At 63.1% G+C, this 26,113-nt stretch carries 22 protein-coding genes and 1 pseudogene; 13 read left to right on the top strand and 10 right to left on the bottom strand.

The genetic code is table 11. The features are described from left to right. Position 1: 1 nt before the first annotated feature. Positions 2-535, top strand: a complete 534-nt coding sequence (locus CO667_RS02410) for a GNAT family N-acetyltransferase (RefSeq protein ID WP_097616856.1) — start codon at positions 2-4, stop codon at positions 533-535. A 401-nt stretch (positions 536-936) separates the two neighbouring features. Here CO667_RS02410 and CO667_RS02405 read toward each other — a convergent pair whose 3' ends face one another. From CO667_RS02405 to CO667_RS02385, 5 genes are all read right to left on the bottom strand, one after another. Continuing rightward, the gene (locus CO667_RS02405) at positions 937-2,127 is read right to left on the bottom strand and encodes a M20 aminoacylase family protein (RefSeq protein ID WP_097616855.1); all 1,191 of its coding nucleotides are present in this window, start codon (positions 2,125-2,127) and stop codon (positions 937-939) included. Between the two features lie 69 nt (positions 2,128-2,196). Then, on the bottom strand, positions 2,197-2,976 hold the full coding sequence (locus CO667_RS02400) for an amino acid ABC transporter ATP-binding protein (protein WP_097616854.1): 780 nt from the start codon (positions 2,974-2,976) through the stop codon (positions 2,197-2,199). Beyond that, positions 2,973-3,902 carry an amino acid ABC transporter permease gene (locus CO667_RS02395; RefSeq protein WP_097616853.1) on the bottom strand — a complete coding sequence of 310 codons (930 nt, stop codon included), beginning with the start codon at positions 3,900-3,902 and terminating at the stop codon, positions 2,973-2,975. The genes CO667_RS02400 and CO667_RS02395 overlap by 4 nt, the downstream gene beginning before the upstream one ends. Then, entirely contained in the window at positions 3,899-4,789 is an 891-nt protein-coding gene (locus tag CO667_RS02390) for an ABC transporter substrate-binding protein (protein ID WP_097616852.1), read from the bottom strand. The genes CO667_RS02395 and CO667_RS02390 overlap by 4 nt, the downstream gene beginning before the upstream one ends. Before the next feature lie 68 nt (positions 4,790-4,857). Then, positions 4,858-5,820: an ABC transporter substrate-binding protein gene (locus CO667_RS02385; RefSeq protein WP_097616851.1), complete on the bottom strand. Its 963-nt coding sequence runs from the start codon at positions 5,818-5,820 to the stop codon at positions 4,858-4,860. 101 nt (positions 5,821-5,921) lie between these two features. Between CO667_RS02385 and CO667_RS02380 the strand changes: the two genes are divergently transcribed. Continuing rightward, complete coding sequence (locus tag CO667_RS02380) at positions 5,922-7,247, top strand: PLP-dependent aminotransferase family protein (protein WP_097616850.1); 1,326 nt, start codon at positions 5,922-5,924, stop codon at positions 7,245-7,247. Between the two features lie 58 nt (positions 7,248-7,305). Here the strand turns inward: CO667_RS02380 and CO667_RS02375 are convergent, their stop codons facing one another. Together CO667_RS02375 and CO667_RS02370 are read right to left on the bottom strand one after the other, a co-directional pair. After that, a complete protein-coding gene (locus CO667_RS02375; RefSeq protein ID WP_097616849.1) occupies positions 7,306-8,028 on the bottom strand; it encodes a response regulator transcription factor in 723 nt (240 codons plus the stop codon). Between the two features lie 13 nt (positions 8,029-8,041). Beyond that, complete coding sequence (locus CO667_RS02370; protein ID WP_097616848.1) at positions 8,042-9,280, bottom strand: sensor histidine kinase; 1,239 nt, start codon at positions 9,278-9,280, stop codon at positions 8,042-8,044. A 278-nt stretch (positions 9,281-9,558) separates the two neighbouring features. On the opposite strand from CO667_RS02370, the gene CO667_RS02365 reads away from it, so the two are divergent. From CO667_RS02365 to CO667_RS02345, 5 genes are all read left to right on the top strand, one after another. Next, positions 9,559-10,575 carry an ABC transporter substrate-binding protein gene (locus CO667_RS02365; RefSeq protein ID WP_097616847.1) on the top strand — a complete coding sequence of 339 codons (1,017 nt, stop codon included), beginning with the start codon at positions 9,559-9,561 and terminating at the stop codon, positions 10,573-10,575. Between the two features lie 71 nt (positions 10,576-10,646). Continuing rightward, positions 10,647-12,098: a sugar ABC transporter ATP-binding protein gene (locus CO667_RS02360; RefSeq protein ID WP_097616907.1), complete on the top strand. Its 1,452-nt coding sequence runs from the start codon at positions 10,647-10,649 to the stop codon at positions 12,096-12,098. Then, positions 12,095-13,042, top strand: coding sequence for an ABC transporter permease (locus tag CO667_RS02355; protein WP_097616846.1), 948 nt, complete (start codon positions 12,095-12,097; stop codon positions 13,040-13,042). The genes CO667_RS02360 and CO667_RS02355 overlap by 4 nt, the downstream gene beginning before the upstream one ends. Then, positions 13,039-13,989 carry an ABC transporter permease gene (locus CO667_RS02350; protein ID WP_097616845.1) on the top strand — a complete coding sequence of 317 codons (951 nt, stop codon included), beginning with the start codon at positions 13,039-13,041 and terminating at the stop codon, positions 13,987-13,989. Before CO667_RS02355 ends, CO667_RS02350 begins: the two co-directional genes overlap by 4 nt. Before the next feature lie 14 nt (positions 13,990-14,003). After that, positions 14,004-14,918 carry an SMP-30/gluconolactonase/LRE family protein gene (locus CO667_RS02345; RefSeq protein ID WP_097616844.1) on the top strand — a complete coding sequence of 305 codons (915 nt, stop codon included), beginning with the start codon at positions 14,004-14,006 and terminating at the stop codon, positions 14,916-14,918. A 14-nt stretch (positions 14,919-14,932) separates the two neighbouring features. Here the strand turns inward: CO667_RS02345 and CO667_RS02340 are convergent, their stop codons facing one another. From CO667_RS02340 to CO667_RS02330, 3 genes are read right to left on the bottom strand one after another with little or no spacing between them, the layout of a single operon-like run. Then, on the bottom strand, positions 14,933-16,246 hold the full coding sequence (locus tag CO667_RS02340; protein WP_097616843.1) for an LLM class flavin-dependent oxidoreductase: 1,314 nt from the start codon (positions 16,244-16,246) through the stop codon (positions 14,933-14,935). Between the two features lie 16 nt (positions 16,247-16,262). After that, a complete protein-coding gene (locus tag CO667_RS02335) occupies positions 16,263-17,249 on the bottom strand; it encodes an LLM class flavin-dependent oxidoreductase (RefSeq protein ID WP_097616842.1) in 987 nt (328 codons plus the stop codon). Between the two features lie 45 nt (positions 17,250-17,294). Next, on the bottom strand, positions 17,295-17,921 hold the full coding sequence (locus CO667_RS02330; RefSeq protein ID WP_097616841.1) for a GNAT family N-acetyltransferase: 627 nt from the start codon (positions 17,919-17,921) through the stop codon (positions 17,295-17,297). A 230-nt stretch (positions 17,922-18,151) separates the two neighbouring features. Here CO667_RS02330 and CO667_RS02325 point away from each other — a divergent pair, with 230 nt between their 5' ends. The 6 genes and pseudogenes from CO667_RS02325 to CO667_RS02300 all read left to right on the top strand — a co-directional run bounded on the left by CO667_RS02325 (position 18,152) and on the right by CO667_RS02300 (position 26,092). Next, positions 18,152-19,153 (top strand): MsnO8 family LLM class oxidoreductase, encoded by a 1,002-nt coding sequence (locus tag CO667_RS02325; protein WP_097616840.1) that lies wholly within the window; start codon positions 18,152-18,154, stop codon positions 19,151-19,153. A 28-nt stretch (positions 19,154-19,181) separates the two neighbouring features. Then, positions 19,182-20,818: pseudogene (locus CO667_RS02320) on the top strand (ABC transporter substrate-binding protein). Positions 20,819-20,860: 42 nt separating this feature from the next. After that, positions 20,861-22,483, top strand: coding sequence for an ABC transporter substrate-binding protein (locus CO667_RS02315; protein ID WP_097616839.1), 1,623 nt, complete (start codon positions 20,861-20,863; stop codon positions 22,481-22,483). Between the two features lie 62 nt (positions 22,484-22,545). Then, a complete protein-coding gene (locus CO667_RS02310; RefSeq protein ID WP_097616838.1) occupies positions 22,546-23,562 on the top strand; it encodes an ABC transporter permease in 1,017 nt (338 codons plus the stop codon). Beyond that, entirely contained in the window at positions 23,559-24,431 is an 873-nt protein-coding gene (locus tag CO667_RS35630) for an ABC transporter permease (protein ID WP_097616837.1), read from the top strand. Before CO667_RS02310 ends, CO667_RS35630 begins: the two co-directional genes overlap by 4 nt. Continuing rightward, positions 24,428-26,092 (top strand): ABC transporter ATP-binding protein, encoded by a 1,665-nt coding sequence (locus tag CO667_RS02300; RefSeq protein ID WP_210421740.1) that lies wholly within the window; start codon positions 24,428-24,430, stop codon positions 26,090-26,092. The genes CO667_RS35630 and CO667_RS02300 overlap by 4 nt, the downstream gene beginning before the upstream one ends. The last annotated feature ends 21 nt before the right edge of the window (positions 26,093-26,113 follow it).

Genomic DNA, 26,113 nt, shown 5'->3' with positions numbered 1-26,113 from the left:
GATGAGGCTCGAAAGCGAACGCCCGATTTTGAGACCCTGGCGGCAGCAGGATCGCAAACCCTTCGCTGCGATCAACGCCGAGCCCGCCGTCGTCCGATATCTCAATCCTCTGACCGACAAACAGTCGGATGCGATGCTCGACCGCATCGACCGCCACTTCGCGGATCATGGCTGGGGGCTGTGGGCGCTGGAGGAAAAGGCAAGCGGCGGGTTGATCGGCATGTGCGGCCTCAACAATGTTTCGCAGGCTTTGCCGTTCGCGCCGGCCGTCGAAATCGGCTGGCGGCTTTCAGCCTCCCGGCACGGCGCCGGCTATGCGCGTGAGGCCGCGGAATGCTCCCTCGATTTTGCCTTCAACGATCTGAAGCTTGATCGAATCTTCAGCTTCACGGTGCCGGCAAACAGCAATTCCTGGGGTTTGATGAGACGGCTGGGAATGAGCTGGGTCGGTGAATTCAATCATCCCAATTTCGCCGAGGGGCACCCGTTGCGCCATCACGTGCTCTACGAGCTGCGATCACCAAACGGTCTTTGAAAGCCGGATTTCAGGGCTCGTACCGGCCGTTGATTGGGCTGAGGCTAAGAAGAGTAAATGTCACTATTAATCAACCTAAAATTGTAATGTGGCGTAATCTGTCTTATGGAACTTGTGGCGCTAACGCCGAACCACCTTCTTTACGATTCAGCCGACCTTTGCGAACCATTTCGGCGAACTGTCGGAAGGCCAGGCGGCAGCTCGAACACGATCTGCGGTACGCACTCGACAGAAGTGAGCTGTTCCTCGTCTACCAGAGGATCATCGAAACATCGTCGGAAGAGCCGTGCGGCTTTCCACGCTCAGTCAGCTGCGCGCGATCGGACTGCGAAATCCTTTTGCGCCACAAGAAAGTGCAGGCACCAATTGTGGTGCGCAGCGAAAGCCGGACGTCCGCAACCTCAGGCATCGTCCTGGAGGTAGCGTTCCGCCAGCCTTGCCCACATTGCCACACCGACTGTCAGGCTGGCATCGGCGAAGTCATATTTGGGGCTATGCAGGATGGCGGAATTCATGCCGTTGCCAAGACGCAGGAAGCTGCCCGGCTTGTGCTCGAGAAAGTATGAAAAATCCTCGCTGCCGGGAATGAGCGGGCACGTCGCCACCTTGTCTTCGCCGATGAGTTCTGCCGCGACGATGCGGGCAAAATCCGTCTCGGCAGGAGAGTTGACGACGACGGGATTGCCGCGGTCATAGTCGATCTCGATCGAAGCGTCGTGACCCTCGGCCACCGCGCGGGTCAGCTTGGTGATGCGTTCTTGCAAGAGATCGCGGATGCGGGGCTCGAAGGAGCGCACGCTCAAGGCGAGCTTGGCATATTCCGGAATGACGTTGACGGCATCGCCGGCATGGATCGTGCCGACGGTGATGACCGCCGTCTGGGTCGGGTCGAGGTTGCGCGAGATGATCGTCTGCAGCGAGACGACGAGGTTGCACGCCACGACCACGGGATCGATGGTCAGGTGCGGCCGCGAGGCATGGCCGCCCTTGCCCTTGATGGTAATCTCGACGGTATCGGACGCCGCCATCATCGGGCCGGGTCGCAGCAGAATGGTGCCTTCGGGAGCGCCGGGGTGATTATGCAGGCCAAAGATCGCGTCGAATGGAAAGCGCTCGAACAGGCCGTCGGCGATCATTGCCTGGGCACCGCTATTCCTACCTGCCTCTTCCGCCGGTTGGAAGATCAGCGTCACCGTGCCGTTGAAACGGCGGGTGCGAGCGAGGTATTCGGCGGCACCGAGCAGCACGGTCGTGTGGCCATCATGGCCGCAGGCGTGCATCTTGCCGGGCGTGCGGCTGGCATAGGCAAGCCCGGTTTCCTCGACGATCGGCAGCGCATCCATATCGGCGCGGATGGCAATGCCCTTGCTGCCCTTGCCTGCGCTGAGCCGCGCGACAACGCCGTGACCGCCGACATTGCGGGTCACGTCATATCCCCAGCCTTCCAGCTTTTCCGCGACATAACGTGCCGTCTCCGCCTCCTCGAAGGAGAGTTCCGGATGGGCATGCAGGTACTGGCGGGTCGCCTTCAGCTCCGCCTCCATGGCTTCGAAGTCGGAAAGGCGGGCATAGGCATTGTCGAGCGTGGGCATGAAAACATCCAGTATTGTTCGAAAGAACCATTGCTTCGGCCCATGGCCGAAGCAACCGATTGACATTGTTCAGAGAAAACGGGCGAGGAACGCCTGGGTCCGGGGATGTTGCGGATTGCCGATAACATCCTCGGGCTTGCCCATCTCGACGACATTGCCGCCGTCCATGAACACCACCCGATCGGCAGCCTCACGGGCGAAACCGATCTCGTGGGTAACGACGATCATGGTCAGGCCCTGTTTGGCGAGATCGCGCATGGTGGACAGGACTTCGCCGACGAGTTCGGGGTCGAGTGCAGAGGTGGGTTCATCGAACAGCATCAGTTTCGGCTTGATCGCAAGGGCGCGGGCGATGGCGACGCGCTGCTGCTGACCGCCGGAGAGCTGGCGGGGATAGCTACCCGCCTTTTCCGACAGGCCGACCCGCTCCAAAAGCCGCATGGCGTTCTCGGTTGCGGCCTTGCGACTTTCTCCGTGCACGCCGACCGGGGCCTCGATGATGTTTTGCAGCACCGTCATGTGCGGATAGAGATTGAACTGCTGGAATACCATGCCGATCTTTCGCCGCTGATGAGCGATCCTGTTGCTGGACAGCTTTTCCAGCCGGTCCTTGCGCAGGCGGTAGCCGATCTGTTCACCATCAACTTCGATGAACCCTTTGTTGATCGCTTCGAGATGGTTGATGCAGCGCAGGAAGGTCGATTTTCCCGAGCCGGACGGGCCAAGCACCACGACGACTTCCCCCGGCATGACGTCGAGATCAATCCCCTTCAGCACTTTGAGCTGATCGAAGGACTTGTGGACGTTGCGGGCTCTAACGAGAGGCTTTGGAATCTCGGCGGCGGTCAATGGCTTGCCTCCTCGACAAGTGTCTCGGATTTGACAGTGGCGGTATTGTTGCGCCGTTCGCTGCGGCCGTAATAGGCCTCGATATAGCTCTGGCCGAGATTGAGGATCGAGGTGATGAAGAGGTACCAGAGGACCGCGACAAGCAGCATCGGCACGATCTCGAAGGTGCGATTGTAGATCGACTGGACGGAATAGAGCAGATCGGCCATGGCGATGACGCTGACGAGCGACGTCGCCTTGATCATGCTGATCAGCTGGTTGCCCGTCGGGGGCACGATCGAGCGCATCGCCTGAGGAATGATGATCCGCCATAGCGCCCTCGCCTTAGTCATGCCGAAGGCTTCCGCCGTCTCGAACTGGCCGCGATCGACCGAGAGCAGGCCGCCGCGGATGATCTCGGCCATGTAGGCCGCTTCGTTCAAGGCAAGGCCAACGATCGCCGCCGTCATCGGCGTGATCACCGAATTGGTCTCCCAGCTCGCGAGCGCCGGGCCGAACGGAATGGCGATCGAAAGTTCGGGAAAAAGGGTCGAGAGATTGTACCAGAAGATCAGCTGCACCAGGAGCGGCGTGCCGCGAAAGAACCAGATGAACAGCGATGCCAGTGAACGGGCGAGCCGGTCATTCGACAGCCGGGCGATCGCCAGTCCGAGGCCGAGAACGATGCCGATGGCCATCGCGACCACAGTCAGGCCTAGGCTGACGTAAAGGCCGTTGATGACCGTCGGATCGAAGAAATAGGCCGCGACGACAGGCCAGCCGAAATTCTCGTTATGAGCGACGATCCACAGGAAGTTGGCGGCAATGAGGAGCACGGCCACCCAGAGGACGAGCCGGCCCGTTTGAAAGGGCTTGTGGGCATGGGCAACGTCCCGGAAGTCTGCACCGCCCAAAGGCGGTGCAACAGTCGTGTGATCGTTGCTCATTTCGGCAGGGCTCCACCAAGATTGAGGCCGGGCTGCTTGATCATGTTGTTCTCAAGACCCCACTTCTTCATGATGGCGGCATAGGTGCCGTTATCCATTAACGCCTTGACCGAGTCGAGCAGAATGGGACCGAGCGGCGAGCCTTTCGGTACCACGGCCCCTTGATAGAGATCGTCGAAGCCATTCTTCTGGCCGACGCCGCTCAGTTCCAACTGGCCGTTTGCCTGAGACACGAAATAGGTCAGCGGCGCCTGCGAGGAGAAGAAGGCATCGGCGCGTTTGGAGCGGACCGCCAGGATCGAGCTCGGCTGGTCGGTGTAGGACTGCACTTCGGGCGCGGACTTGCCGGCCGCCTTGCACTTTTCGACCTGGGCTTGGATCACCTTTTCGGCGGAGCCGCCGGCCATGACTGCAATGCGATTGCCGCAGGCGCTGTCGAGCGAAGCGATGGCCTTCGGATTGCCCTTCTGGACGGAGAAGACCACGTATTCCTGAACCCAGTCGACGAAGTCATTGGCCTCTTCACGGCTCTTGAAGTCGCCGATCGGGCCGAAGGCGAACTGGTATCGGCCGGAATTGATGCCGGCGAGCAATGCGGTCAGTCCGCTGACGGTTTCGTGCTCGATCGTGACGCCGAGCATCTGGCCGATCGCATCGGTCAGATCGGCGCTGGCGCCGGTCAGTTTCGTGCCGGTGACGATCTCATAGGGAGGAAAGGAACCGTTGTTGACGGAGATCATCTTGCCGTCCGTGCGGATCTTCTCCGGCAGGCGGGCGCGAAGCGCGTCGTTGACGGTCTGTTTTGGTACGGCCGCCTCCTCGGCGAAGACCGAAGTCGTCATCATCAGACCCAGCAGGACGGCGGAAGCGATCAGTTTCGAATGCATGTCATTCCCCTTTTTTTGGTTTGCGAAAATGGTAATTCAACGACTGTGAGGAGTTTCGTTGGCTTCGTTCACCGGGCCTTGGCGTGCCATGGAAACAGATCGGCAGGTGTCAAACGGCGCGGCATGATCTTCTGTTCGTAAAGTTCCTCGGCAAAGTCGGAGATCATTGCCTCGTTCTCGACAAGCCCGCTGGCCCTCCAGGTCGGCGGCAGGTCGGCCGCGCAGCGGCGCAGTTCGTCGATCATCCAGGGCGTGGTGTCGGCGTATTTCTCACGCTTTTCCAGCCACAGACGCTGGGACTCGTCGATCAGTTCGCTGAGTTCATCCATGATCCAGGGATGCTCCTGGACGATATCAGCCTTGAAGCCGATCAGATGCATGCCCGGGATATAGCCGACCTCGTGGAAGTAGGTGACTTCAGCGGCGCGGAAATCATCCAGCACCTGGCGCAAGGGCGATTCCTGATCGAAGAAACCCTTTGGCATGAAAGGCGTGCACGCGGCGTCGAGCCCGCCATCCAGCAAAAGATCGACCATCGGACGCTCGCCGGGAGCTGCCTCGATGCGGCCGGGCCGTCCAAAACCATCGAGCCGGTCGGCGATCGGATGAGCTTCCGTCAGGCGCCCGGCATACCACATGGCGTCCTCGACGCCGACGCCCTCTCGGCGCAACGCGGCACGGGTCCAGGTATTTCCGGAATCGCGCCAGCCGGTCACGCCGATCTTCTTGCCGGCCAGATCGGACAGCGTGCGGATCGGACTATCCTTGGTGGTGATGATGCAGCGATGGCGGAAGCCGCGCATGATGAAGTTCGGCATGCCCAGAACCCGATCATCGCCGTCATGACGCATCTGCGAATAGCGGCTGAAGGACATCTCCGCGGCGTCATGCGCCGTGTCATCGGCGAGGCTGGAGACCAGCGTGCCCACACGATCCACTTTGATGGCGAGACGGGAAGAACTGACATCACCGAGCACAAGCGGTGTCATGTAATCCCAGTCTCTGAGGGCGATGCGAAGCGTTACAGGCATGCAAAAAACTCACTGAAATGGCTCGACGAGGGGCAAATTAAATGTTCAAAATAACGAGTACAAATGTTATTACGTTATTGAACATTTAAAGTGAGAGAAAAATGGGCGACACCGTCGAAGCCTCCTGGTTTGCCGAAAAAATAGCCGATTGCAGCATCCGGGGGATCGCCCTCGAAACGGGTGCGCTGATCCGCGCCGGTGCCCTGCCGGTCGGCACGCGCCTGCCGGCGATCCGCGATATCGCCTACGAATTGCGTGTCAGCCCGGCAACGATCTCCCAAGCATGGGGCGAGTTGCGGCGGCAGAAGATCATCAGCGGCCGGGGACGCAACGGCACCTGGGTCAGCGGCGACCGCTTTGTCGCCAAGCCGGAACGCCTCGCCAGCTCGGGAAACTATAGGGAAGGTGTGCTCGACCTTACCTTAGCCGGGCCGGATGCAGTACTTCTTCCTCGCCTGGCCGAAGCAATGGCCTATGGCGCCTCCGTCGATGATCTCAACAGCTATGAGCGCAGCCGGATCGTCCCTGAGTTGAAGGACGCCGTTTCAGAGCGATGGCCCTATGAGGCGGAAGCCTTTCTGGCCACCAATGGCGGTTACAACGCCGTCTATACGATATTGCATGCGCTGGTCTCCTCGGGCTCGTCGGTCGCGATCGAACATCCGACCGCCATGCGACTGCTCGATATTCTGGAAGATCTCGGCGTGAAAATCATCCCTGTCGCCTGCGACGGCGAAGGCCCCCTGCCGGATTCGCTGCGCGAAGCATTGCGGCAACGTCCGGCGGCTTTTCTGTTCCAGCCGCGGCTGCATTCCGTGACCGGCGTTACGGTCAGTTCATCCCGCCTCGATCAGCTCGGAGATGTGCTGGAAGACAGCGATACGCTTGTCATCGAGGACGATGGCGTCGGCGACGTGTCGGCGGCACCTCCGCAGTCGCTCGGCGGCCGATTTGCGGAGCGGACGATCCATATCCTCTCACTCTCGAAAAGCCTCGGCCCGGATCTGCGTCTCGCGGTCCTGTCGAGTTCCGCGCCGATCGTCGACCAGATCCAGTCCTACCGTTCTTTCAGCGCCGGCTGGAGCAGCCGCATCCTGCAGGGTGCCGCTGCCTGGCTATTGCGCGATCCGGCAACCTGGCAGCGTATCGGCGAGGCGCGCGAGATCTATCAGCAGAGACGCGACGCTCTTGCCGATGCGCTCGGTGAACGGGGAATAGCGATACCACCAGGCCAGGGCCTGTGCCTGTGGGTGCCCGTCGTCTCCGAACCATTCGCGATGGTGACGCTCGCCGCACGCAATATCGCCGTCAATCCGGGCAATAAATTCTCCGTCCTGCCAAGCAGTCATATTCGAGTGGCCACCAGCACGCTCAGCGATCGCTGCGAGGAAGCCGCCGATGCGATCGCTCTGGCTCATGCTCCGTGAAAGGCAGGCGGCCGCGCCCACGTCTCTGATCCCCAGTCATTCTACGCAAGTCCGGAAACTACCGTCCCTCAAGCCACTCCTGGAGCTCGGCTTCAGCCCGCTCCAGAGCGCTGTAGTTCAGGAGCTTGCGCAGGAAAGCGACGGTGACGGCGCGGGCGCGGAGATTGAAGCGGCCGTCCTCGTGGTCGTCGCCGGCGCTCTGGTAGACATCGAGCTTGTCGTAGAGCTGCTGCAGGCGGTTCTGCACGCTGCGCAGCGACAGGCCCCGGCGTTTGGCAATCGCCCGGTCGGTGAGGCCGAGCGCGATATCGACGAGGATCTCGTATTCGGAATCGGTAAAGCCGTTCGTCTGGCCGAGGCTCTTCTGCTGCAGGCCCCGCACCTCGCGGTCGATGACGCACTGGCTCTCGATGAAGATCGAGCGCAGCGCAAGCCTCAGCCGCTCGTCGGAGGCGGATTTCAGCACGTAGCCATAGGCGGCGCCATCCGGCACGATCCGCGAGACGCCGCGCACATAGGCCTCATCCGAATAATTCGACCAGAACAGGATGCGGGTCTCCGGCCGCTCCTTCCAGATGGTGCGCGCCGCCTCGATGCCGTTGCGGTTGGCCATCTGCAGGTCCATGACGATATGCGCCGACTTGTGGTCGCGGGCGAGTTTTTCGCCGACCGTCCCGTTCTCCGCCTCGATCACCGTGTCGCATTCCGGCAGGGCCGCGTTGACAGCCTCATGCAGATAGGAGCGGTGCAGCGGGTCGTCCTCGACGATCAGAACCTTCATTGCGCTCATCTCCTCAGTTCGGCTCGCTTGCCGGGTCGTGCGGGCCGAGCGGCAGCACGACGCGCACCACAGTGCCGCGATTGTTATGGCCTGGCCCGGTCGCAAAGCGTGCCGAAATCAGCCGCGCCCGGGTCTTCATATTGTCGATGCCGCCGCCGATCCGTCCCCGCGCCTTGGCGAGCCCAGTGCCGTCGTCAAAGATTTCGATCGACAGCCGGTCGTCGTCGGCCTCGAGCCGCACCGTGACGGCGAGCGGCGCGGCATGGCGCACCGCATTGTTGATCGCTTCCTGGGCGATGCGGAACAGCGCGACGCTGACGGTCGGTTCCAGTTGCTCCAGCGCGCCGTGCGTCTCGTCGACGAGGCCCCATTCTATGGCCGATCCTGTGTCGCGGGTGGAGCGGTCGAGATGATGCTCGATCGCCTGGGCGAGGCCGAAGAGCTGAAGCACGGAGGGTTTTGCCTGCTCGATAATCTGCCGCAGATCCTGCATGCAATGCTGCAGCGAACGGGAGAGCGGCTCCAGCGCCTCGGACGCCACCTCGCCGTTGCGCGACAGCCGATCGATCCGGCGGGCAAGCCGCGTCAGGTCGGCGAGCGTCTGGTCGTGCAGGTCCATGCCGATGCGCTGGCGTTCCTGCTCTAGCGCTTCGGTCAGCTTCAGCGCGCCTTGCCGCAACCCCTCCTCGCGGGCGCGGGCTTCGGCCTCGACGATTGCCGAGCGCTGCGCCTGCTCGGCCGCCTGCAGCGCGAAGAAATAGGGTGTCAGCAGGTCGGCGATGATGCGGGCGCGTTCGATATCCTCCATCGTATAGACGCCCGCCCGGTGCGACGAACAGGAGAGTGCAGCGATGATCGTGCCCTGCACCTTCATCGGCACATGCAGGCGGCTGCGCAGCGACTGTTCGACGATCGGCCGCTTGAATGCGCCCTCGAAGTGGAAACGCGGGTCGGTCATGGCGTCGTCGGCCAGCAGAAACTCCACCTCGCCCCGCAGCAGCGAGCGGATGGGGCTGTTGACCACAGGCGCGCCGGCAAGATCGCCCCAGGCGGTCTCGATGCCGGTCTCGTAGGCGGTGTGGTAGTTGCCGCCCTCCAGCAGCACACAGACATCGAGGTGGTCGTGCGGGATGATATGGGCGACCTCGGCCGCGACGGAGCGGATGGCCGAGCGGAAGTCGAGCTGGCCCGCGAGCAGCCGGGAAATGCCGAGATAATGGTCGAACATGGCTGCGGGTGCAGGTTGCAGCATTGTAGTTCCTCCCCGAGACGGCAACAGGCTCCTCAACCCGCCGCGATCCCTTGCAGTAAGCGCCCGCGGAAGCGCCGCGTCTTGCATAAACCCGCAGCTTGTTGCGCAAAACCCGCAAACGACGTGCTGCCTTGCCCCTGTACAGGCCGGTCGATCTCCCGCATCCTGCCCTTACTGAGAGGAGGAAGCTCAGTGCAAGAACAATTTTCACTCGGACCCCGATTGGGCCGGCAGGGTGAAGCGATCCGCCGACCGGCGCGATCATCAGGGAGGAAGACATGACAATCCGCAAGATGCTTCTGGCATCGGCCGCCATTGCTTGCGCCGCGATGCCCGTTTCCGCCTTTGCCGACACGTCGGCCAAGAAAATCGCCCTTTCCAACAACTATGCCGGCAACTCGTGGCGCCAGGCCATGCTGACGAGCTGGGGCAAGGTGACGGGCGAAGCTGTTAAGGCCGGCGTCGTTGCCGCTGCCGACCCCTTCACCACAGCCGAGAATCAGGCGACGGAACAGGCCGCGCAGATCCAGAACATGATCCTGCAGGGCTACGACGCCATCGTGCTGAACGCCGCCTCGCCGACGGCGCTGAATGGTGCGGTCAAGGAAGCCTGCGACGCCGGCATCACCGTCGTTTCCTTCGACGGCATCGTCACCGAACCCTGCGCCTGGCGCATCGCCGTCAACTTCAAGGAAATGGGCCGCAGCGAGGTCGAATATCTGTCGAAGAAAATTCCGGCCGGCGGCAATCTGCTTGAGATCCGCGGCCTTGCCGGTGTCTTCGTCGACGACGAGATCTCGGCCGGCATTCACGACGGCGTCAAGCAGTTCCCGCAGTTCAAGATTGTCGGCTCCGTTCATGGAGACTGGGCGCAGGACGTGGCGCAGAAGGCGGTTGCCGGCATCCTGCCGAGCCTGCCCGACATCGTCGGCGTGGTGACGCAGGGCGGCGACGGTTATGGCGCCGCGCAGGCGATTGCCGCGACCGACCGGAAGATGCCTACCATCATCATGGGCAACCGCGAAGACGAGCTGAAATGGTGGAAGGAGCAGAAGGAAGCCAAGGGCTATGAGACCATGTCCGTATCGATCGCGCCCGGCGTCTCCACCCTCGCCTTCTGGGTCGCCCAGCAGATCCTCGACGGCAAGCAGGTGAAGAAGGACCTCGTCGTGCCTTTCCTGCGCATCGACCAGGACAATCTCGAAACCAACCTCGCCAATACCCAGGCCGGTGGCGTCGCCAATGTGGAATACACGCAGGCGGACGCAATTAAGGTGATCGAGCAGGCAAAGTAAATCTCCCGGCGAGTGCCGCGCGGCCGCAAATGGCCGTGCGGCATTCTTTGCGAGCAGGCATGGCGGGCAGCATGGATGAGGTTTTGAAGGCGGTGATCGCCGTCGATGGCGCCAAGGTGAGCTTCGGCGCGGTCAGAGCGCTCGACGGCGTCACGCTCCGCGTCATGCCGGGCGAATGCGTCGGCCTCGTCGGCCACAATGGCGCCGGCAAATCCACCATCGTCAGCGTCATCAATGGCGGCCTCACACCGCATGAAGGAAGTGTCGCGAGCGACGGCGAGCGGCTGGAGCGCTATGGCATCAACGCAGCGCGCGCCCGCGGCGTGCGCTGCGTCTTCCAGGAGCTTTCGCTCTGCCCCAATCTCTCCATCGTCGAGAATACGCGCATCATGCATCGCCATCTCGGCGGTTTCGGGTGGCGCAGGCGCGCCGCAGAGATCATCGAGAAGAGCCTCGACACCGTCTTTCCCGGCCACGGCATCGACAGCGGCCGGACTGTCGGCGACCTTTCGATCGCCGAGCGGCAGATGGTCGAGATATCAATGGCTTTTTCCGACGCCGGCACGCCGCCGCGGCTGGTAATCCTCGACGAACCCACCTCGTCGCTCGATGCTAGCCTTGCCCGCCAGATGCTCGACCATGTCCGCCGCTTCATCGCCGTGGGCGGCGCCGTCATCTTCATCTCACATATCCTGCACGAGATCCTCGAAACCGCCGATCGCATTATTGTCATGAAGGACGGCCGCGTCGTCGCCGAACGCCCGGCGCAGGGCTTCGACCATCACGGGCTCGTGGAAGCCATGGGCACCGTCGCCAAGGAGGAGACCGGGCAGCGCTCGGCGCGCGAACTCTCCACCGCGCCGCTCATTCTGTCGCATCAGGCGAAAGGCCTGCCCTTCACGGCGCGCAAGGGGGAGATCATCGGACTGGCGGGTCTGGCCGGCCACGGGCAGACCGAGCTGCTGCTTGCGCTCCATGCCGCCCAGTCCGGCAACTGGCTGCCGGAGCGCGATCCGCTCGTCACCTTCGTCGCCGGCGACCGCCGTCTCAACGGCGTCTTCGAACTTTGGAGCATCCTGCGCAATTTCTCCATCGCCTCGCTCGGTGACCTGTCGCGACGCGGCCTCCTTCTCGCAAGCCAAGAGGAGGCCAAGGGCGCCGACTGGAAGCGGCGGATCGAGATCCGCACGCCTGATATGGCCAACCGCATCCTGTCGCTTTCCGGCGGCAACCAGCAGAAGGTGCTCTTTGCCCGCGCCCTTGCGACGCGCGCACCTGTTGTGCTGATGGACGATCCGATGCGCGGCGTCGATGTCGGCACCAAGCAGGAGGTCTACGCCATCATCCGCGAGGAGGCAGCGCACGGCCGCACCTTCATCTGGTACTCGACCGAAATGGACGAGGTGCGCCTCTGCGACCGCGTCTACGTTTTCCGCGAAGGCCGCATCACGGCCGAACTTATCGGTGACGCCGTCAACGAGACGAATATCATCGCCGCCTCTTTCGAAGGGGTTGCCGCATGACGGTCCGGCTGTCGTCCGACGCCCTGCGTCTTGCCATTCCCGCTTTGTCGCTGACCCTGCTGCTCGCCGCCGTCTTCTGGCTGCAGCCACGCGCCATGAGTTATGTCGGGCTCAATCTGCTATTCAACCTGGCGGTGCCGATCGCGCTCGCGACGATCGCGCAGATGCTTGTCATGGCGGTCAACGATCTCGATCTGTCGATGGGCACCTTCGTCAGCTTCGTCGCCTGCGTCACCGCCACCTTTCTACGGGATGCCCCGATGATCGGCATGCTGATCCTGGCCGGCGCGATCGCCACCTATGCGGCGCTCGGCGTCGTCATCCATCTGCGCAATCTGCCCTCCATCGTCGTGACCCTCGGCATGAGCTTCGTCTGGGGTGGCCTTGCCGTGCTGCTGCTGCCGGCGCCCGGCGGACAGGCGCCGGACTGGGTGCGCTGGCTGATGACCGTCAAGCCGCCGCTGGCGCCGATGGCGATCGTCGCCAGCATCGTCATCGCCTTGGTCGCCCATCTCCTCGTCATGCGCTCCTCGCTCGGCGTGCTGATCCGCGGCATCGGCGGCAACCAGCGCTCGGTCGAGCGCGCCGGCTGGTCGATCGTCGGGGCGCGCGCCACCGCCTATGGTCTTGCCGGCCTTTTCGCCGTGCTCGCCGGCATCGCCCTCGTCGGCCTGACGACCTCGGCCGATGCCAATATCGCGCTGCGCTACACGCTGTTGTCGATTGCCGGCGTCATCCTCGGCGGCGGCGAGTTCATCGGCGGTCGCGTCTCCCCTGTCGGCGCCGTCATCGGCGCGTTGACGCTGACGCTCGCCGGTTCGTTCCTGTCCTTCCTGCGCATCTCGCCGGATTGGCAGATCGGAGCCCAGGGGGCGATCCTGATCATCGTGCTGGCGCTCCGCCTGATGCTGAACCGCCTGGAAAAGCGGGAGAAACGCCGATGAGCCCGCTGCTTCGCCTTTTCGGCAGGCCCTGGATCTGGTCCTGGCTTGCCGCCTTTGTCGTCTGGTTTCTGACGATCATGGTGACGCTCGGGGCGAGCGCGCTCGGCCTGTCGCAGGCTGCCCTCACCTTCGCCGCCTTCTCGGTCGTCGTCGGCATCGGCCAGATGTTCGTCATCACGCTCGGCCCCGGCAATATCGATCTCTCGGTTCCCGCCACCATGACGCTTGCCGGCACGGTGGCGCTGAAGCTGATGAATGTCGAAAACGGCCTGATCCTGCCCGGTCTTCTCGTCGCCATCCTTATCGGCCTTGTCGTCGGCCTCGGCAATTATGCGCTCATCAAGGCGCTACGCATTCCGCCGATTATCGCCACGCTGTCGATGAGCTTCATCGTCCAGTCCGCCGCGATCTGGACGAACCGGGGATTGCGCATCAAGCCCCCGAGCCTGCTGGCCGAATTCACCACCTCGAACACGCTCGGCGTGCCGAATGTGGCGATCGTCGCGCTCCTGATCTCGCTGCTGGCCTGGTTCCTGCTCGAGAAGACCATTTACGGGCGGTGGATCTCGGCGATCGGCCAGAGCATGCCGGCGGCGCGCATGGCCGGCATTCCGGTCGACGGCACGCGTTTTGTCACCTACCTCTTCTGCGCCGTGCTGGCATCGGTCGCGGGTTATCTGCTCGCCTGCTTCTCCGGCGGCGCGGCGCTCAACATGGGCTCGGAATATCTCCTGATGTCGATCGCCGTCGTCGTCATCGGCGGCACGGCGGTCGCCGGCGGCGATTCCAACGTGCCAGGCATCTGGGGCGCATCGCTCTTCATGTTCCTGGTCGTCTCCATGCTCAACACTTACGGGGTCGGCGCCGGCATTCGCCTGATCATGACCGGCCTTATCATCATCAGCGTCATCATGCTTGCCGGCGGCCGCCGGGCCGGCATGCGATAATTGGGAAGACTGCCATGGCCGAGGCCAGCATCTACGAAATCCACGACCCGCGCTTCCGGCAGTTGATCGTCACGAGCGCCGGTCTCGACGAACTCTATTCCTCCTGCCGCTGGGCGGAGGGTCCCGTCTGGTTCAACGATGCGAACCAGCTCTTGTGGAGTGATATTCCCAACCAGCGCATGCTGCGATGGACGCCGGAAAGCGGCGTCTCCGTCTATCGGCAGCCCTCCAACTTCGCCAACGGCCACACGCGCGACCGGCAGGGCCGGCTGATCTCTTGCGAACATGGGACCCGCCGCGTCACCCGCACCGAAGTTGACGGCTCGATCACCTTGCTCGCCGACCGTTTCGAGGGCGCCAGGCTCAATTCGCCGAACGACGTGGTGGTGAAATCGGACGGCACGATCTGGTTCACCGATCCCATCTACGGCATCATGTCGGATTATGAAGGTTATCGCGCCATACCGGAGCAGCCGACCCGCAATGTCTACCGGCTCGACCCGGCGACCGGCGCGCTTGCGGCCGTCGTCAAGGATTTCACCCAGCCGAACGGCCTCGCCTTCTCGCCCGACGAGACCATCCTCTATGTGGCGGACTCGGCAGCCAGCCACGACGAAAGCCTGCCGCGTCACATCCGCGCTTTCGACGTGGTCGACGGCGAAAGGCTGACCAACGGCCGCGTTTTCTGCCTGATCGACAGCGGCATTCCGGATGGCATCCGCACCGATGTGAACGGAAACCTCTGGTCGAGTGCAGGGGATGGCGTGCACTGCTTCGACCCGATGGGTAAACTGATCGGCAAGATCCGCGTGCCGCAAACCGTCGCCAACCTCACCTTCGGCGGCCCCAGACGCAACCGTCTGTTCATTGCGGCGACACATTCGGTTTATGCGGTCTATGTCGCAGTCAGCGGCGCTCAGCTTCCGTGAAAAGCTGAACCGCTCTAAACGGCAGCAGCAAGAGGCGGCGTCGAATATTGCGCGGTCGGATCCGGCAGCCCGAGGTTGGAACGCAGCGTGCCCTCGCCGTAGTCGCTTCGGTAGACACCTCTTTCCTGCAGGATCGGCACGACCCGGTCGACGAATTCGTCGAAGCCGCCGGGCGTCAGATGCGGTGCGAAGACAAATCCGTCGGCAGCGTCGGCCTGCACATAGCGGTTGATCTCGGTGGCGATTTCATCCGGCGTGCCGACGAAATGCTGCCGGCCGGTGACGCGGATGATCAGCTGGCGAATGCTGAGCTTGTCGCGCTCGACCAGCTCGCGCCACACACGCGCCGTTTCCAGCCTGCCGGCGACGTCCTGATTGTTGGCGCGTCCCTGTGCCAGCCGCGTCTCGGAAATATCCGGCTCGATCTCAGGCAGAGGTCCCTCCGGATCGTAGTTCGACAGATCCCGGTTCCAGACCTGCTCCAGAAAGACGATCGCATTCCTGGGACTGACCTGCTGGAGACGGATCGCTCTCAGCTTCTCCTGCGCATCCGCCTGGGTATCGCCGATGACGAAATTGGCGCCGGGCAGGATCTTCAGCGCATTCGGGCAGCGGCCGTATTTCGTCAGACGCCGCTTCACATCGGCATAAAAGGCCTGACCGGCTTCGAGTGAGCCGTGGCGGGAATAGATCAGGTCGGCATGGCTGGCGGCAAGCTCGCGTCCCTCGTCGGAGTCTCCCGCCTGCGCGATCACCGGAGCGCCCTGCGGAAGCGGCGACAATGCCGATTGCCCGGCAATGTCGAAATGCCTGGAACTGGCCGCGAAGTCTCCCTCGGTCCACAGCCGGCGCGCCGCTTCGAGGAATTCGCGGGCGCGTTCGTAGCGTTCGCGGTGCGGCAGGTGATCGCCGCGGCGGAAGTTCGCGCCGGTAAATGCGCCCGGCGAGGTGACGACATTCCAGCCGGCGCGTCCGCCGGAGAGAATATCCAGCGTCGCCAGTTGCCGCGCCAGCGGATAGGGTTCGTTGAAGGTGGTCGTCAGGGTGCCGATCAGGCCGACATGATCGGTGATCGACGCAAGCGCCGTCAGGATCGCCAGCGTGTTGGGGCGACCGGCGACATCGAGCTCATGGAAGCGGCCACTCTGTTCGCGGACCCGCAGACCCTCCGCCAGAAAGATGAAGTCGAATTTTCCGCGCTCCACGGTTTCGGCAAAATGCCGGAACGACGAAAATTCGATCTGGCTTCCGGCCGCCGGATCGCTCCAGACTGTGAAGTTGTTGACACCGGGAAACTGGGCTCCCAGGATAACCTGTTTCTTGATCATGGACGGTCCTTTCCGCTCACGCAGCAGAGGTGTAGAGATTGATGGCCGTGGGCAGGCCGAGGCGCTCGCGAAGCGTCCCGCTTCCCGGCTTTCGCAAAAGAGATGCGGCTTTGAGCGCCGGAAGGAGGTCGTTGACGAGGTGATCGAGTTGCCTGGGATCGCTAGGGATCAGGCGGACGCCATCGGCGCCTGATGCTGCGACCCGGGCAACCTGTGCGGCAAACTCGGCGACGGAAATCGGCTCGGCGTCGACGTCGAGATCGACAAAGATGGCCTGTGTTTTCGGATCACCTCGACGAGTGCGGAGATTGATCTCTTCCGGGTTGCCGGGCCGAATGAAGACGAGATCGGCCGTGGTGGAGGCGTCGTCGCCTTCGATCCGGACGGCGGCCACGACCGGCTGGCCCTGCGGCGGACGCGGCGTGATGGATGGCCCGAGGACTTTGAATGCCGCGCTTTCGAAATTGATGTAGTGCAGCTTGGCGCCGTCCAAAAAGCGAAAGCTCTCGCGGTCGCGGATGATGGCGTCTTCCTCCCAGCTGTCCCACAGGCGGCGAATGACCTCGATCGCATCTTTTGCGTCCTGTTCCAGCACCGGCGCGTCTGTCGTGGGAAAACCGTCGAGTGCGCCGATCGCCTGCTTTGCCTGCAGGGCGCGATCGCCGCGGAGCTGTTGCGCGAAAAGCCCGGCCCGGCCTTCGCTGACATAATCCAGGGTCGCGACGGCGGTCGAAATGTGGAAAGGCTCGAGATAGTTGACCGGGGCGCCGGCGATGATGCCGATCCTGCGGCTGCGCGGCGCCAGCCAGTTGGCAAGCAGAATGGCATCCAGCCCGTCGCCGCCGGCTGCAGCGAAACCGTCCTCCAAAGTGATGAATTCGACCAGCTCGTCGAGACGGGACACGAATGTCCGCCAAAAATCGCGCTGGGAGGTGTTGATGTCGCGCGGGTATGCGGCGACATCAACGCCGATGCCGACTTGAAGTCCATTGGGAAGCGTCATGATCTGTTCCGTTGGAATGGTAGATTGGTCATCGCGCTCGCGCCGTCATGCGGCGGAGGCGTCGTGGCTTGCCAGCCGGTCCCGGATCTTCGCTTCCTGCCCTGTCTTCAGCGCGGTGACCCGCGCAGTCGCCTCTTCGAAGGAGGCTGCGGGCGGGTAGATCGGCGTTGTCCCCACCTGCCCGGCCTTTTCGCCGATATGTTTTTCGAACGGCAGCGAACGATAGAGCGAGGGATCGGCCGATGGATCGAACAGCGGACGGTAGCCGAGCGACAGATAAAGGGCGACCGCCTCGGGCTGGCGGAAACCGGTCGAAAGATAGGATCTGGTGTAGCCGAGCCCGGCAGCGCTTTCCTCGAGCGCCAGCATGATGGCGCGGGCCAGGCCCTGACGCCTGAGATCCGGATTTGTCCAGATCCGCTTCATTTCGGCCGTCTCATCGTCATGGCTCATGAAGGCGCCGCCGGCAACGGTTTGACCATCCCGCTGCAGCAGCAGGAAATCTCCGAGCGGATGGGAAAACAGTGCAACGGGATAACGGAAGATTTCCGCCCGCGCCCCGCCGGGGCGGCTCGCGGCTCCGTATCTCCCGTCATATTCGCTGACCAGCCCGTCGATCAGGGGCTGGGCAGCAGGGTCCAGCAATGACGACCGGACAACTATATCACTCATGAACACGCCTCCGATGAAGGTCTGATCGCTTCCGGAGGCGGCTTCAGAAAAATGCCCTGAAGGTCGTCCGGCGCGCGCCTAGCATCGTCAGCATGCCCGATCGGAGGATCGGTTTGCACGGCATGATTGTTGCGTTTGCCGCCGAATATTAAAAGATCATTGCTCGATTTGATAGTTTACTAAAAATATAGATTACCTGTTTTAATCGACCTGTCGGGTCGGGAGCAGATATGTCATACGCCCTCAGCTTTCTCGATAAAAGTCCGATCCATGGCCCGGAACCGGCAGCCGCGGCACTGCAGCGCAGCCTGAGCCTGGCCAAAAGGGCCGAGGAGCTCGGCTATCGGCGGTTCTGGGTGGCCGAGCATCATAACTCTCCCGGCCTCGCCAGCTCGTCGCCGGAGGTGTTGATCTCCTTCCTGCTGGCCCGCACAAGCCGCATCAACATCGGCTCCGGCGGCGTCATGCTCCAGCACTACAGTGCCTACAAGGTCGCGGAGAATTTCAACCTGCTTGCCGCTCTCGCGCCGGACCGGGTCGATCTCGGCGTCGGCAAGGCGCCAGGCGGCTTACCGCTGTCGACACGCGCCCTGCAGCAGGCCTACGACCCCGAACGCAAACCGTCCTTCGCGGCGCAGTTGGCCGAACTCAATGGTTTTCTGCACCACGGAGACGCCGGCCAATCCGGGGATGAACGTCCTGTCGCCTTTCCGGTGCCGGATCAGCCGCCCGGCCGCTTTCTGCTCGGCGCAAGTGCGGAGAGCGCGACGCTCGCAGCCAGCCTCGGATGGGGCTTTGTCTATGCCGCGCATATCCATGGTGATGCGAGCGCGATCGCCGAAGCGCTGGCGGCTTACCGCAACGCCGGCGGTACATCGGCGCTGTTGGCCGTGAGCGTCATCACCGCGGAAACCAATGCGCTTGCCGAAAGCATCGGCGGCGAGACCCGCCGGTTCCGGGTCGAGGTCGAAGGCGGCCAGGCGGTGAATGTCGGCAGCGAAGACCAGGCGCGCGAATATGTACGCCAGTCGGGCAAGACGCAGTACCAGATCGAGGAGCGAAATCCGCGCCTCATTCGCGGCACGCCGTCGAGCGTCCATGCCGAGCTGCAGCAGCTGCACAGGACCTATGGCATCGACGAATTCATCATTGACTGCCCGCTGTCGGATGGGGCGCAACGCCTGAAAACGATCGAACTCCTGGCCAATGGGCGCGCAGCCATCGCCGCCTGACATCGGATAACAAATCGGGGCCATCACCGTGGTAACAAGACGAGATTTTCTAGCCGGCACCGGCATTGCGGCACTCTCCCTGACAGCAGGATTGCGGCCTTCCACGACAGAGGCCAAGGATCTGCCGGCCGGCGGCGGCTCGTTGAGTTGGGGCGTCGAAACGGAACCGAGCACGCTCAATCCACACCTGAACGGCCAGGCCAAGGCGAAGCTGATCCTCCGGAATGCCTATGAGACATTGCTGGCCCGCACGCCGGACGGCGGCTACGTGCCGTGGCTGGCGAAAGGCTATTCGGTCTCCGACGACGGCAAGACCTACACCTTCACCCTGCGCGACGGCGTGACCTTCAGCGACGGCGAAAAGCTCGATGCCGCCGCCGTGGCGCTCAACTTCACCAAGCTGAAGGAGCCGACCTATTCCGGCAGCATCAGCGCCGGTCACGTTTCGCATGTCGCCGAAGCGATTGCGGTGGATTCGCACACGGTGGTGCTGAAGCTTAACGACGTCTATTCGCCCTTCCTCGACGGCGCCGCCGGCATAGAGATCCTGTCGCCGAAATCATTCTCGTCGTCGCAGCTGAAGTCGGGCGGCCCTGATATCGCAGGCACCGGCCCCTTCATTCTCGACCGCTATGTCAAGGGCCAGGAAATCCGCTTCAAGAAGAACCCTGGTTATAATTGGGCTCCTGAAAACGCTGCCCATCAGGGGCCTGCCTATCTCGACGAGGTGATCTACCGTTTCCTGCCGGAGTCGGCCGTGCGAACGGGCGCGCTGACCTCCGGACAGGTGCATGTCATCGAAGGCATAGCCGGCAACGATGCCGCCTTGTTCAAGGACCATCCGGATTTCACCTACCAAAGCGCGATCAACACCGGAACGCCCTACACGCTGTTCCTCAACGTGACCGCCGGCCCGACCACCGACGTCAGGGTGCGCAAGGCGGTTTTGGCGGCCGTCGACGTGGAGCGGGTGATCGCCTCGGTCTATCGCGGTGAACGCCAGCGTGCCTGGGGCATTCTCACGCCCGCCGACACGGACTTCTACGACAAAAGCATCGAAGGCCGTTACGGCTTCGATGCCGAGCTCGCCAACAGCCTTCTCGACGAGGCAGGCTGGACCGCAAGGGACGCGGACGGTTTCCGCACGAAGGACGGCAAGCGCCTGACCATCGAGATCGTCCAGTCCCAGGCGACGCTGCGCGACCAGCGCGACATCCTGCTCCAGGCCGTGCAGGCGCAGGCCCGCCAGAACGCCGGCATCGATCTTGCCCTGCAATATGTCGATGCCGGGACCTATGCGAACCGTCAGAAGGACGGGCAGTACGGCATCATCCCCAATTCGACCACGACGCAGGAAAACGGCGTCACCATCTATTTCCACTATCTGCCGCGCGCCAAGGGCGGATCGATCAATTACAGCCGCACGGAAGCGCCTGAAATTTCCGCCTGGCTCGCTGAAGCGGCCTCGACACTCGATGCCAGGAAACGCTTCGAGATCTACGCTGAACTGCAGCGCTTTGCGCTGCTCGATCAGGCGCTCGGCCTGCCGCTCTATGTGCCTGATGATCAGATCGCCGCCTCCAGCGCGGTGAACGGCGTCGGCTTCCGGCCTTCAAGCGGCTTCCTGAAAACGCATACGACATCTGGCTGCAGCAGCCAGCATGAGCAGAGCTGCGTCGGCTTTCCAACAAGGGAGACAAAACCGAAATGCCTATCCGCAGACAGTTCCTGACCGTGACCGCAGCCATTCTTGCGGCCTCCGTGCTGCCGGGTCTTTCCATCGCTGAGGATGCCAAACCCGTCAGTGGTGGCAAGTTGGCATGGGGCGTCGAAACGGAGCCCGCCACGCTCAATCCGCAGCTGAACGGCCAGGACAAGACCAAGCTTCTGCTGCGCAACGCCTATGAATCGCTGCTCGCCCGAACGGTCGAGGGTGGATATACCCCGTGGCTGGCAACCGAGTACAAGATTTCCGAGGACGGCAAGACCTACACATTCAAGCTGCGCAGCGACGTCAGCTTCACCGATGGCCAGAAACTGAACGCTGAAGCCGTCGTGACGAATTTCACCAAGCTCAAGGATGCGGCCTATTCCGGCAGTGTCAGCGCCGGCCCGGTCTCGCGCATCGCGGAAGTGAAGGCTGCGGGCGACGACACCGTCTCCTTCACGCTCAGCCAAGTCTATGCCCCCTTCCTCGACTATGTCGCCAGCCTGGAAATCCTCTCTCCTTCCGCTTTCGCCTCCTCGCAGCTGAAGTCCGGAGGACCTGAAATCGCTGGCACCGGACCCTTCATCCTGAAGCGTTACGCCAAGGGCCAGGAAATCCAGTTCGCCAAAAACCCCGGCTACAACTGGGCGCCGAAAGTTGCCGGCCACCAGGGACCGGCCTATCTCGACGAAGTCACCTATCGTTTCCTGCCGGAATCCTCGGTGCGGGCCGGAGCGCTCACCTCAGGCCAGGTCGACGTGATCGAAGGCATTTCCGGCAATGATGCGGCGCTGTTTAAGGAAAATGGCGATTTCAGTTATCAGACCGCATTGAACACCGGTACGCCCTATTCGCTCTTCTTGAACGTCACCTGGGGGCCGACCCAGGATATCAATGTGCGAAAGGCGCTGGTGGCGTCCATCGATGTGGATGCCGTGCTGAAAGCCGTCTATCGCGGCGAGCGCACGCGGGCCTGGGGCATCACCTCCCCGATCGATCCGCAGTTCTACGACAAGAGCATCGAAAAGGCCTACGGCGCCGATCCGAAGCTCGCCAACCGCCTGCTGGATGAAGCCGGCTGGACAGCCCGCGACGCCGACGGTTTCCGCACGAAGGACGGCAAGCGGCTGACCATCGAGGTCGTCCAGGCGCAGGCCACGGTGCGCGATCAGCGCGACGTGCTGCTACAGGCGCTGCAGGCGCAGGCGCGTCAGAACGCCGGCATCGATCTCGCCATAGTCTTCGTCGATGCGGGCACCTATACCGACCGGCGCAAAACCGGCCAGTTCGGCTCGATCGCCAATTCCAACACCCCGACCGGCGCCATCGACATCGAATATCACTACCTGCCCCTGGATAAGGGCGGCACCATCAATTACAGCCGCGCCGCCGCGCCTGAACTGGCGCAATGGCTGAACGAGGCCGCCTCGACCCTCGATAACAAGAAGCGCTTCGAACTCTATGCGGGCCTGCAGCGCTTTGCCATCGTCGACCAGGCTTACGCCCTGCCCCTTTACGAACCTGAGGATCAGGTGGCGGCAGCCAATTATGTCAAGGGCATCAGCTTCCGCGCCTTCAAGCAGCTGCCCGAAAGCGCCTACGACATCTGGCGCAGCGAATAAATCAGTTCCGTCAACGCAACCCTGCGGCCGTGGCCGCAGGGTCAATGCAGGAGTGACAGACAATGACTGCCGATAACACGACGGCGCTCGGCAAGACGCCCGCCGCCTTTTTCTCACGGCGGCGCCGGCTCAATCGCAACAGCCTGAGGTCGCAGATCCTGGCCCGGTTCGGCTCCGGTATCCTGGTTTTGTGGGCGGCGGTGAGCCTGAGCTTCATCAGTCTCCAGCTCGCCCCTGGCGACATTGTCAGCCTTCTGATCGGTGAACAGTTGCGAACGCCGGAGGTGGAAGCCGCCATCCGCGCCGAGTGGGGTCTGGATGAGCCGCTGTTGACGCAGTATTTCTCATATCTCTCGCGTATCCTGCATGGCGATTTCGGCCGTTCCTACATCCTGCAAACCGACGTTTCCGGCCTGGTCCTATCGCAAATGCTGCCGACCTTGAAGCTGACGGCGGCGGCACTGGTGGTTGCGGTGGTATTTGCGGTGGCCAGCGCCGTCATCACCGCCGGCAAGCGCCTACCGCGCAGCATCGCTGGCGGGATCGAGCTCATTCTGATCTCGACGCCGACCTTCTGGCTCGGCATCCTGCTGCTGTTCGTCTTCTCCTTCACGCTGAAGCTTTTCCCCGTCTCCGGCGACCGGGATATTTCCGCACTGGTGCTGCCGGCCCTGTCGCTCGGCCTCTCTCTCGGCGCCGTCATCGGCCAGGTTCTGCGTGAGGGGCTGGAGCGGGCTCTGGAAGAGCCGTTCGCCCTGACCGTTCGCAGCTGGGGTGCCGGCGACCTCGTGCTGCGGCTGCGACATGGCCTGCGGCACGCCGCTCTGCCCGCCGTCACGCTGACAGGCTGGCTGATCGGCAACCTGCTGTCCGGCGCCGTCATCACCGAGGCGGTGTTCGGCCGGCCGGGCCTTGGGCGGATCACGGTCAACGCCGTTCTGGCGCATGACCTGCCGGTCGTGCTGGCGGTCGCCGTGCTTTCCGCCTTCGTTTATGTCGTGCTGAGCACGCTGGTCGACATTCTCTATCTGCTGCTCGACCCTCGCCTGCGCAACGACGCCAGGGAGGCAGGCCGATGAGTGTTTCCTCCACGGCGCCGGAGCAAGGAAGCGGCCGACCCGTCCGCCTGCTCCGCGCGGCCCTGTCCAGACCGGGCGTTGTCGTATCCTCACTTTTCCTGTTACTGGTGGCGGTTGCAACCATCTGGCCGCATGTCCTGACCGCGGCCGACCCGATCGCCGCCGATCCCTTGCAGGCGCAGCTGCCGCCTTCCATCGACCATTGGTTCGGCACCGATCATCTCGGCAGGGATGTCTTTTCCCGTGTCGTGCATGGCGCCCGCTACTCCATTCTGATCGGCGTCAGCGCCGTTGCCATCGCTGCCGTCGTCGGCTCGCTGCTCGGTCTTGTCTCGGGCCTCGCCCGCGGTCTCGTCGACGAAGCGATTTCGCGTTTCCTCGATGTGGTTTCCTCCTTTCCGGATCTGTTGCTGGCGCTGGTGCTGATCTCGTTCACCGGTCCCGGCACGGTCAACCTGATCTTCGCGCTCGGCGTGGCGTCGGTCCCCCGTTTCGCCAGGGTGGTGCGCGCCCAGACTTTCGTGATCGCCAAAAGCGGCTATGTCGAACAGGCGAAAACATTCGGGCTGACGCCGCGTGTGCTGGTCATCCGCCATGTCCTGCCGCATGCGATAGCCCAGGTTCCGATTCTGGCGACGATCGGCCTCGGCACGACGATCATCCAGGCCGCTGGCCTGAGCTTTCTCGGCATGGGGCCGCAGCCTCCGGCGCCGGAATGGGGCGCGATGCTGGCCGAAGCCCGCAATTACCTTCGCGTCGCCTGGTGGATCGGCGTGTGGCCCGGTCTTGCCATCACGCTGACGGTCATTGCCATCAGCGTTCTCGGAAAACGCTGGCAATTGGCCTTCGAAGGCAGGAGGCAGTCGTGACATCAGTCGTTCACATCACCAATCTCAGCATCGGCTTTCCGCAGGACGAACGCGCCAATGCCGTCGTCCACGGCATCGACCTGACGATCAACAAGGGCGAGACCGTTGCTCTGGTGGGTGAATCCGGTTCCGGCAAATCCGTGACGGCCCGTTCGCTCATCGGCCTTTCCGGGAGCGGCGCCACTGTGCGGGCCGACCGGTTCGATATCGATGGTGAAAGCGTCCTCGATTTCGGCGAAAGGGACTGGCGACGCCTGCGTGGCGAAAAGATAGGCTTCGTTCTTCAGGATGCGCTGGTGTCGCTCGATCCGCTGCGACGGATTTCCCAGCAACTGTCGGATGCCTTCGGCAGGCGCGGCCTTTTCTCCCGGCCGGATGTCGGCCGGGACAGCCATGCGCTGCTGCGCTCGGTCGGCATTCCCGATCCGGAAAGGCGCCTGCCGCAATATCCGCATCAGCTGTCCGGCGGGCTGCGCCAGCGCGCCCTTATCGCGACGGCGATCGCCAGGCAGCCGTCGTTGCTGATTGCCGATGAGCCGACAACGGCGCTCGACACCACAGTGCAAAAGCAAATCCTCGATCTCCTGGCCGAGCGCCGGAAGGCCGGGCATACGCTGCTGCTGATCAGCCACGATCTCGCCGTCGTGTCGCGCCTGGCCGACCGCGTGCTGGTGATGCAGAATGGCAGGATCGTCGAGGAAGGACCGCCGGGCAGGATCCTAAGCAATCCGGAACATCCCTACACAAGGCAATTGCTCGATGCGGTGCCGTCGGCGGGATCGCGGGGCTATCGTCTGTCTCCTCCCAGCGAGCCTCATTCCCGGCAACAGACGGCGCGGCCGCCTGCAGAACCAGTCGAGCGATTGCGCATTCCGCTGCCGGCCAAACATATCGACCAGGAGAACCGCGTCCTGTCGGCCCATAATCTCTTCAAGCGTTACGGAGGGGCCGGCGGCGCATTCGCCGTCAACGACGTGTCGTTCGACCTCGCCGCCGGCGAAGCGCTGGGGATCGTCGGCGAATCCGGCTCCGGCAAGACCACCGTTGCGAAGATAGTCCTCGGCCTGGTCGAGCCGGATGACGGCACGGTGTTCATCGACGGCGAGCAGTGGAGCAATATCCCCGAGGCACGGCGCCGCTTGCGGCGCGCCAGCATGCAATTGATCGCACAGGACGCTCTGAGTTCGTTCGACCCGCGCTACAGCGTGGAAAAAATCGTCGGCGAGAGCCTCGACTCCGTCGGCATCTTTGGCGCGTCCCGCCGCGAGCGCGTGCTCGAAGTGCTGGATGCCGTCCGCCTGGGGTCGGCCTATCTCCGCCGTCATCCACGGGAGCTTTCCGGCGGCCAGCGCCAGCGAGTGGCAATCGCCCGCGCCTTCGCGCCGCGGCCGCGGCTTCTGGTGGCGGACGAACCGGTCAGCGCGCTCGACGTTTCGGTGCAGGCCCAGGTTCTCGATCTGCTCGCCGAACTGCAGGCCGCCTCCGGTACGGCGCTTCTCTTCATCTCCCATGATCTCGGCGTCATCAATCATCTCACCGATCGCGTGCTGGTGATGAAGGACGGCCGGATCGTCGAGGCGGGTGGCGTCGAGCACGTCTTTTCCGCGCCGCAGCACAGCTACACCCGCGCCCTCCTCGATGCGGTCCCGGCGCTCGCCTGACCGGCGCTTGCAAGAACGTCC

It is taken from the genome of Rhizobium sp. L43 (assembly GCF_002531725.1).
Taxonomy (GTDB): Bacteria; Pseudomonadota; Alphaproteobacteria; order Rhizobiales; family Rhizobiaceae; genus Rhizobium.
Note: the sequence above shows the minus strand (reverse complement) of the source record. Positions and strands in the feature narration are given on the sequence as shown.

Excerpts from the sequence above, each read along its gene's own strand:
- CO667_RS02410 (WP_097616856.1), top strand. The coding sequence starts at position 2 with ATGAGGCTCGAAAGCGAACGCCCGATTTTGAGACCCTGGCGGCAGCAG.
- CO667_RS02405 (WP_097616855.1), bottom strand. The coding sequence starts at position 2,127 with ATGCCCACGCTCGACAATGCCTATGCCCGCCTTTCCGACTTCGAAGCC.
- CO667_RS02395 (WP_097616853.1), bottom strand. The coding sequence starts at position 3,902 with ATGAGCAACGATCACACGACTGTTGCACCGCCTTTGGGCGGTGCAGAC.
- CO667_RS02390 (WP_097616852.1), bottom strand. The coding sequence starts at position 4,789 with ATGCATTCGAAACTGATCGCTTCCGCCGTCCTGCTGGGTCTGATGATG.
- CO667_RS02385 (WP_097616851.1), bottom strand. The coding sequence starts at position 5,820 with ATGCCTGTAACGCTTCGCATCGCCCTCAGAGACTGGGATTACATGACA.
- CO667_RS02380 (WP_097616850.1), top strand. The coding sequence starts at position 5,922 with ATGGGCGACACCGTCGAAGCCTCCTGGTTTGCCGAAAAAATAGCCGAT.
- CO667_RS02375 (WP_097616849.1), bottom strand. The coding sequence starts at position 8,028 with ATGAAGGTTCTGATCGTCGAGGACGACCCGCTGCACCGCTCCTATCTG.
- CO667_RS02370 (WP_097616848.1), bottom strand. The coding sequence starts at position 9,280 with ATGCTGCAACCTGCACCCGCAGCCATGTTCGACCATTATCTCGGCATT.
- CO667_RS02365 (WP_097616847.1), top strand. The coding sequence starts at position 9,559 with ATGACAATCCGCAAGATGCTTCTGGCATCGGCCGCCATTGCTTGCGCC.
- CO667_RS02360 (WP_097616907.1), top strand. The coding sequence starts at position 10,647 with ATGGATGAGGTTTTGAAGGCGGTGATCGCCGTCGATGGCGCCAAGGTG.
- CO667_RS02355 (WP_097616846.1), top strand. The coding sequence starts at position 12,095 with ATGACGGTCCGGCTGTCGTCCGACGCCCTGCGTCTTGCCATTCCCGCT.
- CO667_RS02350 (WP_097616845.1), top strand. The coding sequence starts at position 13,039 with ATGAGCCCGCTGCTTCGCCTTTTCGGCAGGCCCTGGATCTGGTCCTGG.
- CO667_RS02345 (WP_097616844.1), top strand. The coding sequence starts at position 14,004 with ATGGCCGAGGCCAGCATCTACGAAATCCACGACCCGCGCTTCCGGCAG.
- CO667_RS02340 (WP_097616843.1), bottom strand. The coding sequence starts at position 16,246 with ATGATCAAGAAACAGGTTATCCTGGGAGCCCAGTTTCCCGGTGTCAAC.
- CO667_RS02335 (WP_097616842.1), bottom strand. The coding sequence starts at position 17,249 with ATGACGCTTCCCAATGGACTTCAAGTCGGCATCGGCGTTGATGTCGCC.
- CO667_RS02330 (WP_097616841.1), bottom strand. The coding sequence starts at position 17,921 with ATGAGTGATATAGTTGTCCGGTCGTCATTGCTGGACCCTGCTGCCCAG.
- CO667_RS02325 (WP_097616840.1), top strand. The coding sequence starts at position 18,152 with ATGTCATACGCCCTCAGCTTTCTCGATAAAAGTCCGATCCATGGCCCG.
- CO667_RS02315 (WP_097616839.1), top strand. The coding sequence starts at position 20,861 with ATGCCTATCCGCAGACAGTTCCTGACCGTGACCGCAGCCATTCTTGCG.
- CO667_RS02310 (WP_097616838.1), top strand. The coding sequence starts at position 22,546 with ATGACTGCCGATAACACGACGGCGCTCGGCAAGACGCCCGCCGCCTTT.
- CO667_RS35630 (WP_097616837.1), top strand. The coding sequence starts at position 23,559 with ATGAGTGTTTCCTCCACGGCGCCGGAGCAAGGAAGCGGCCGACCCGTC.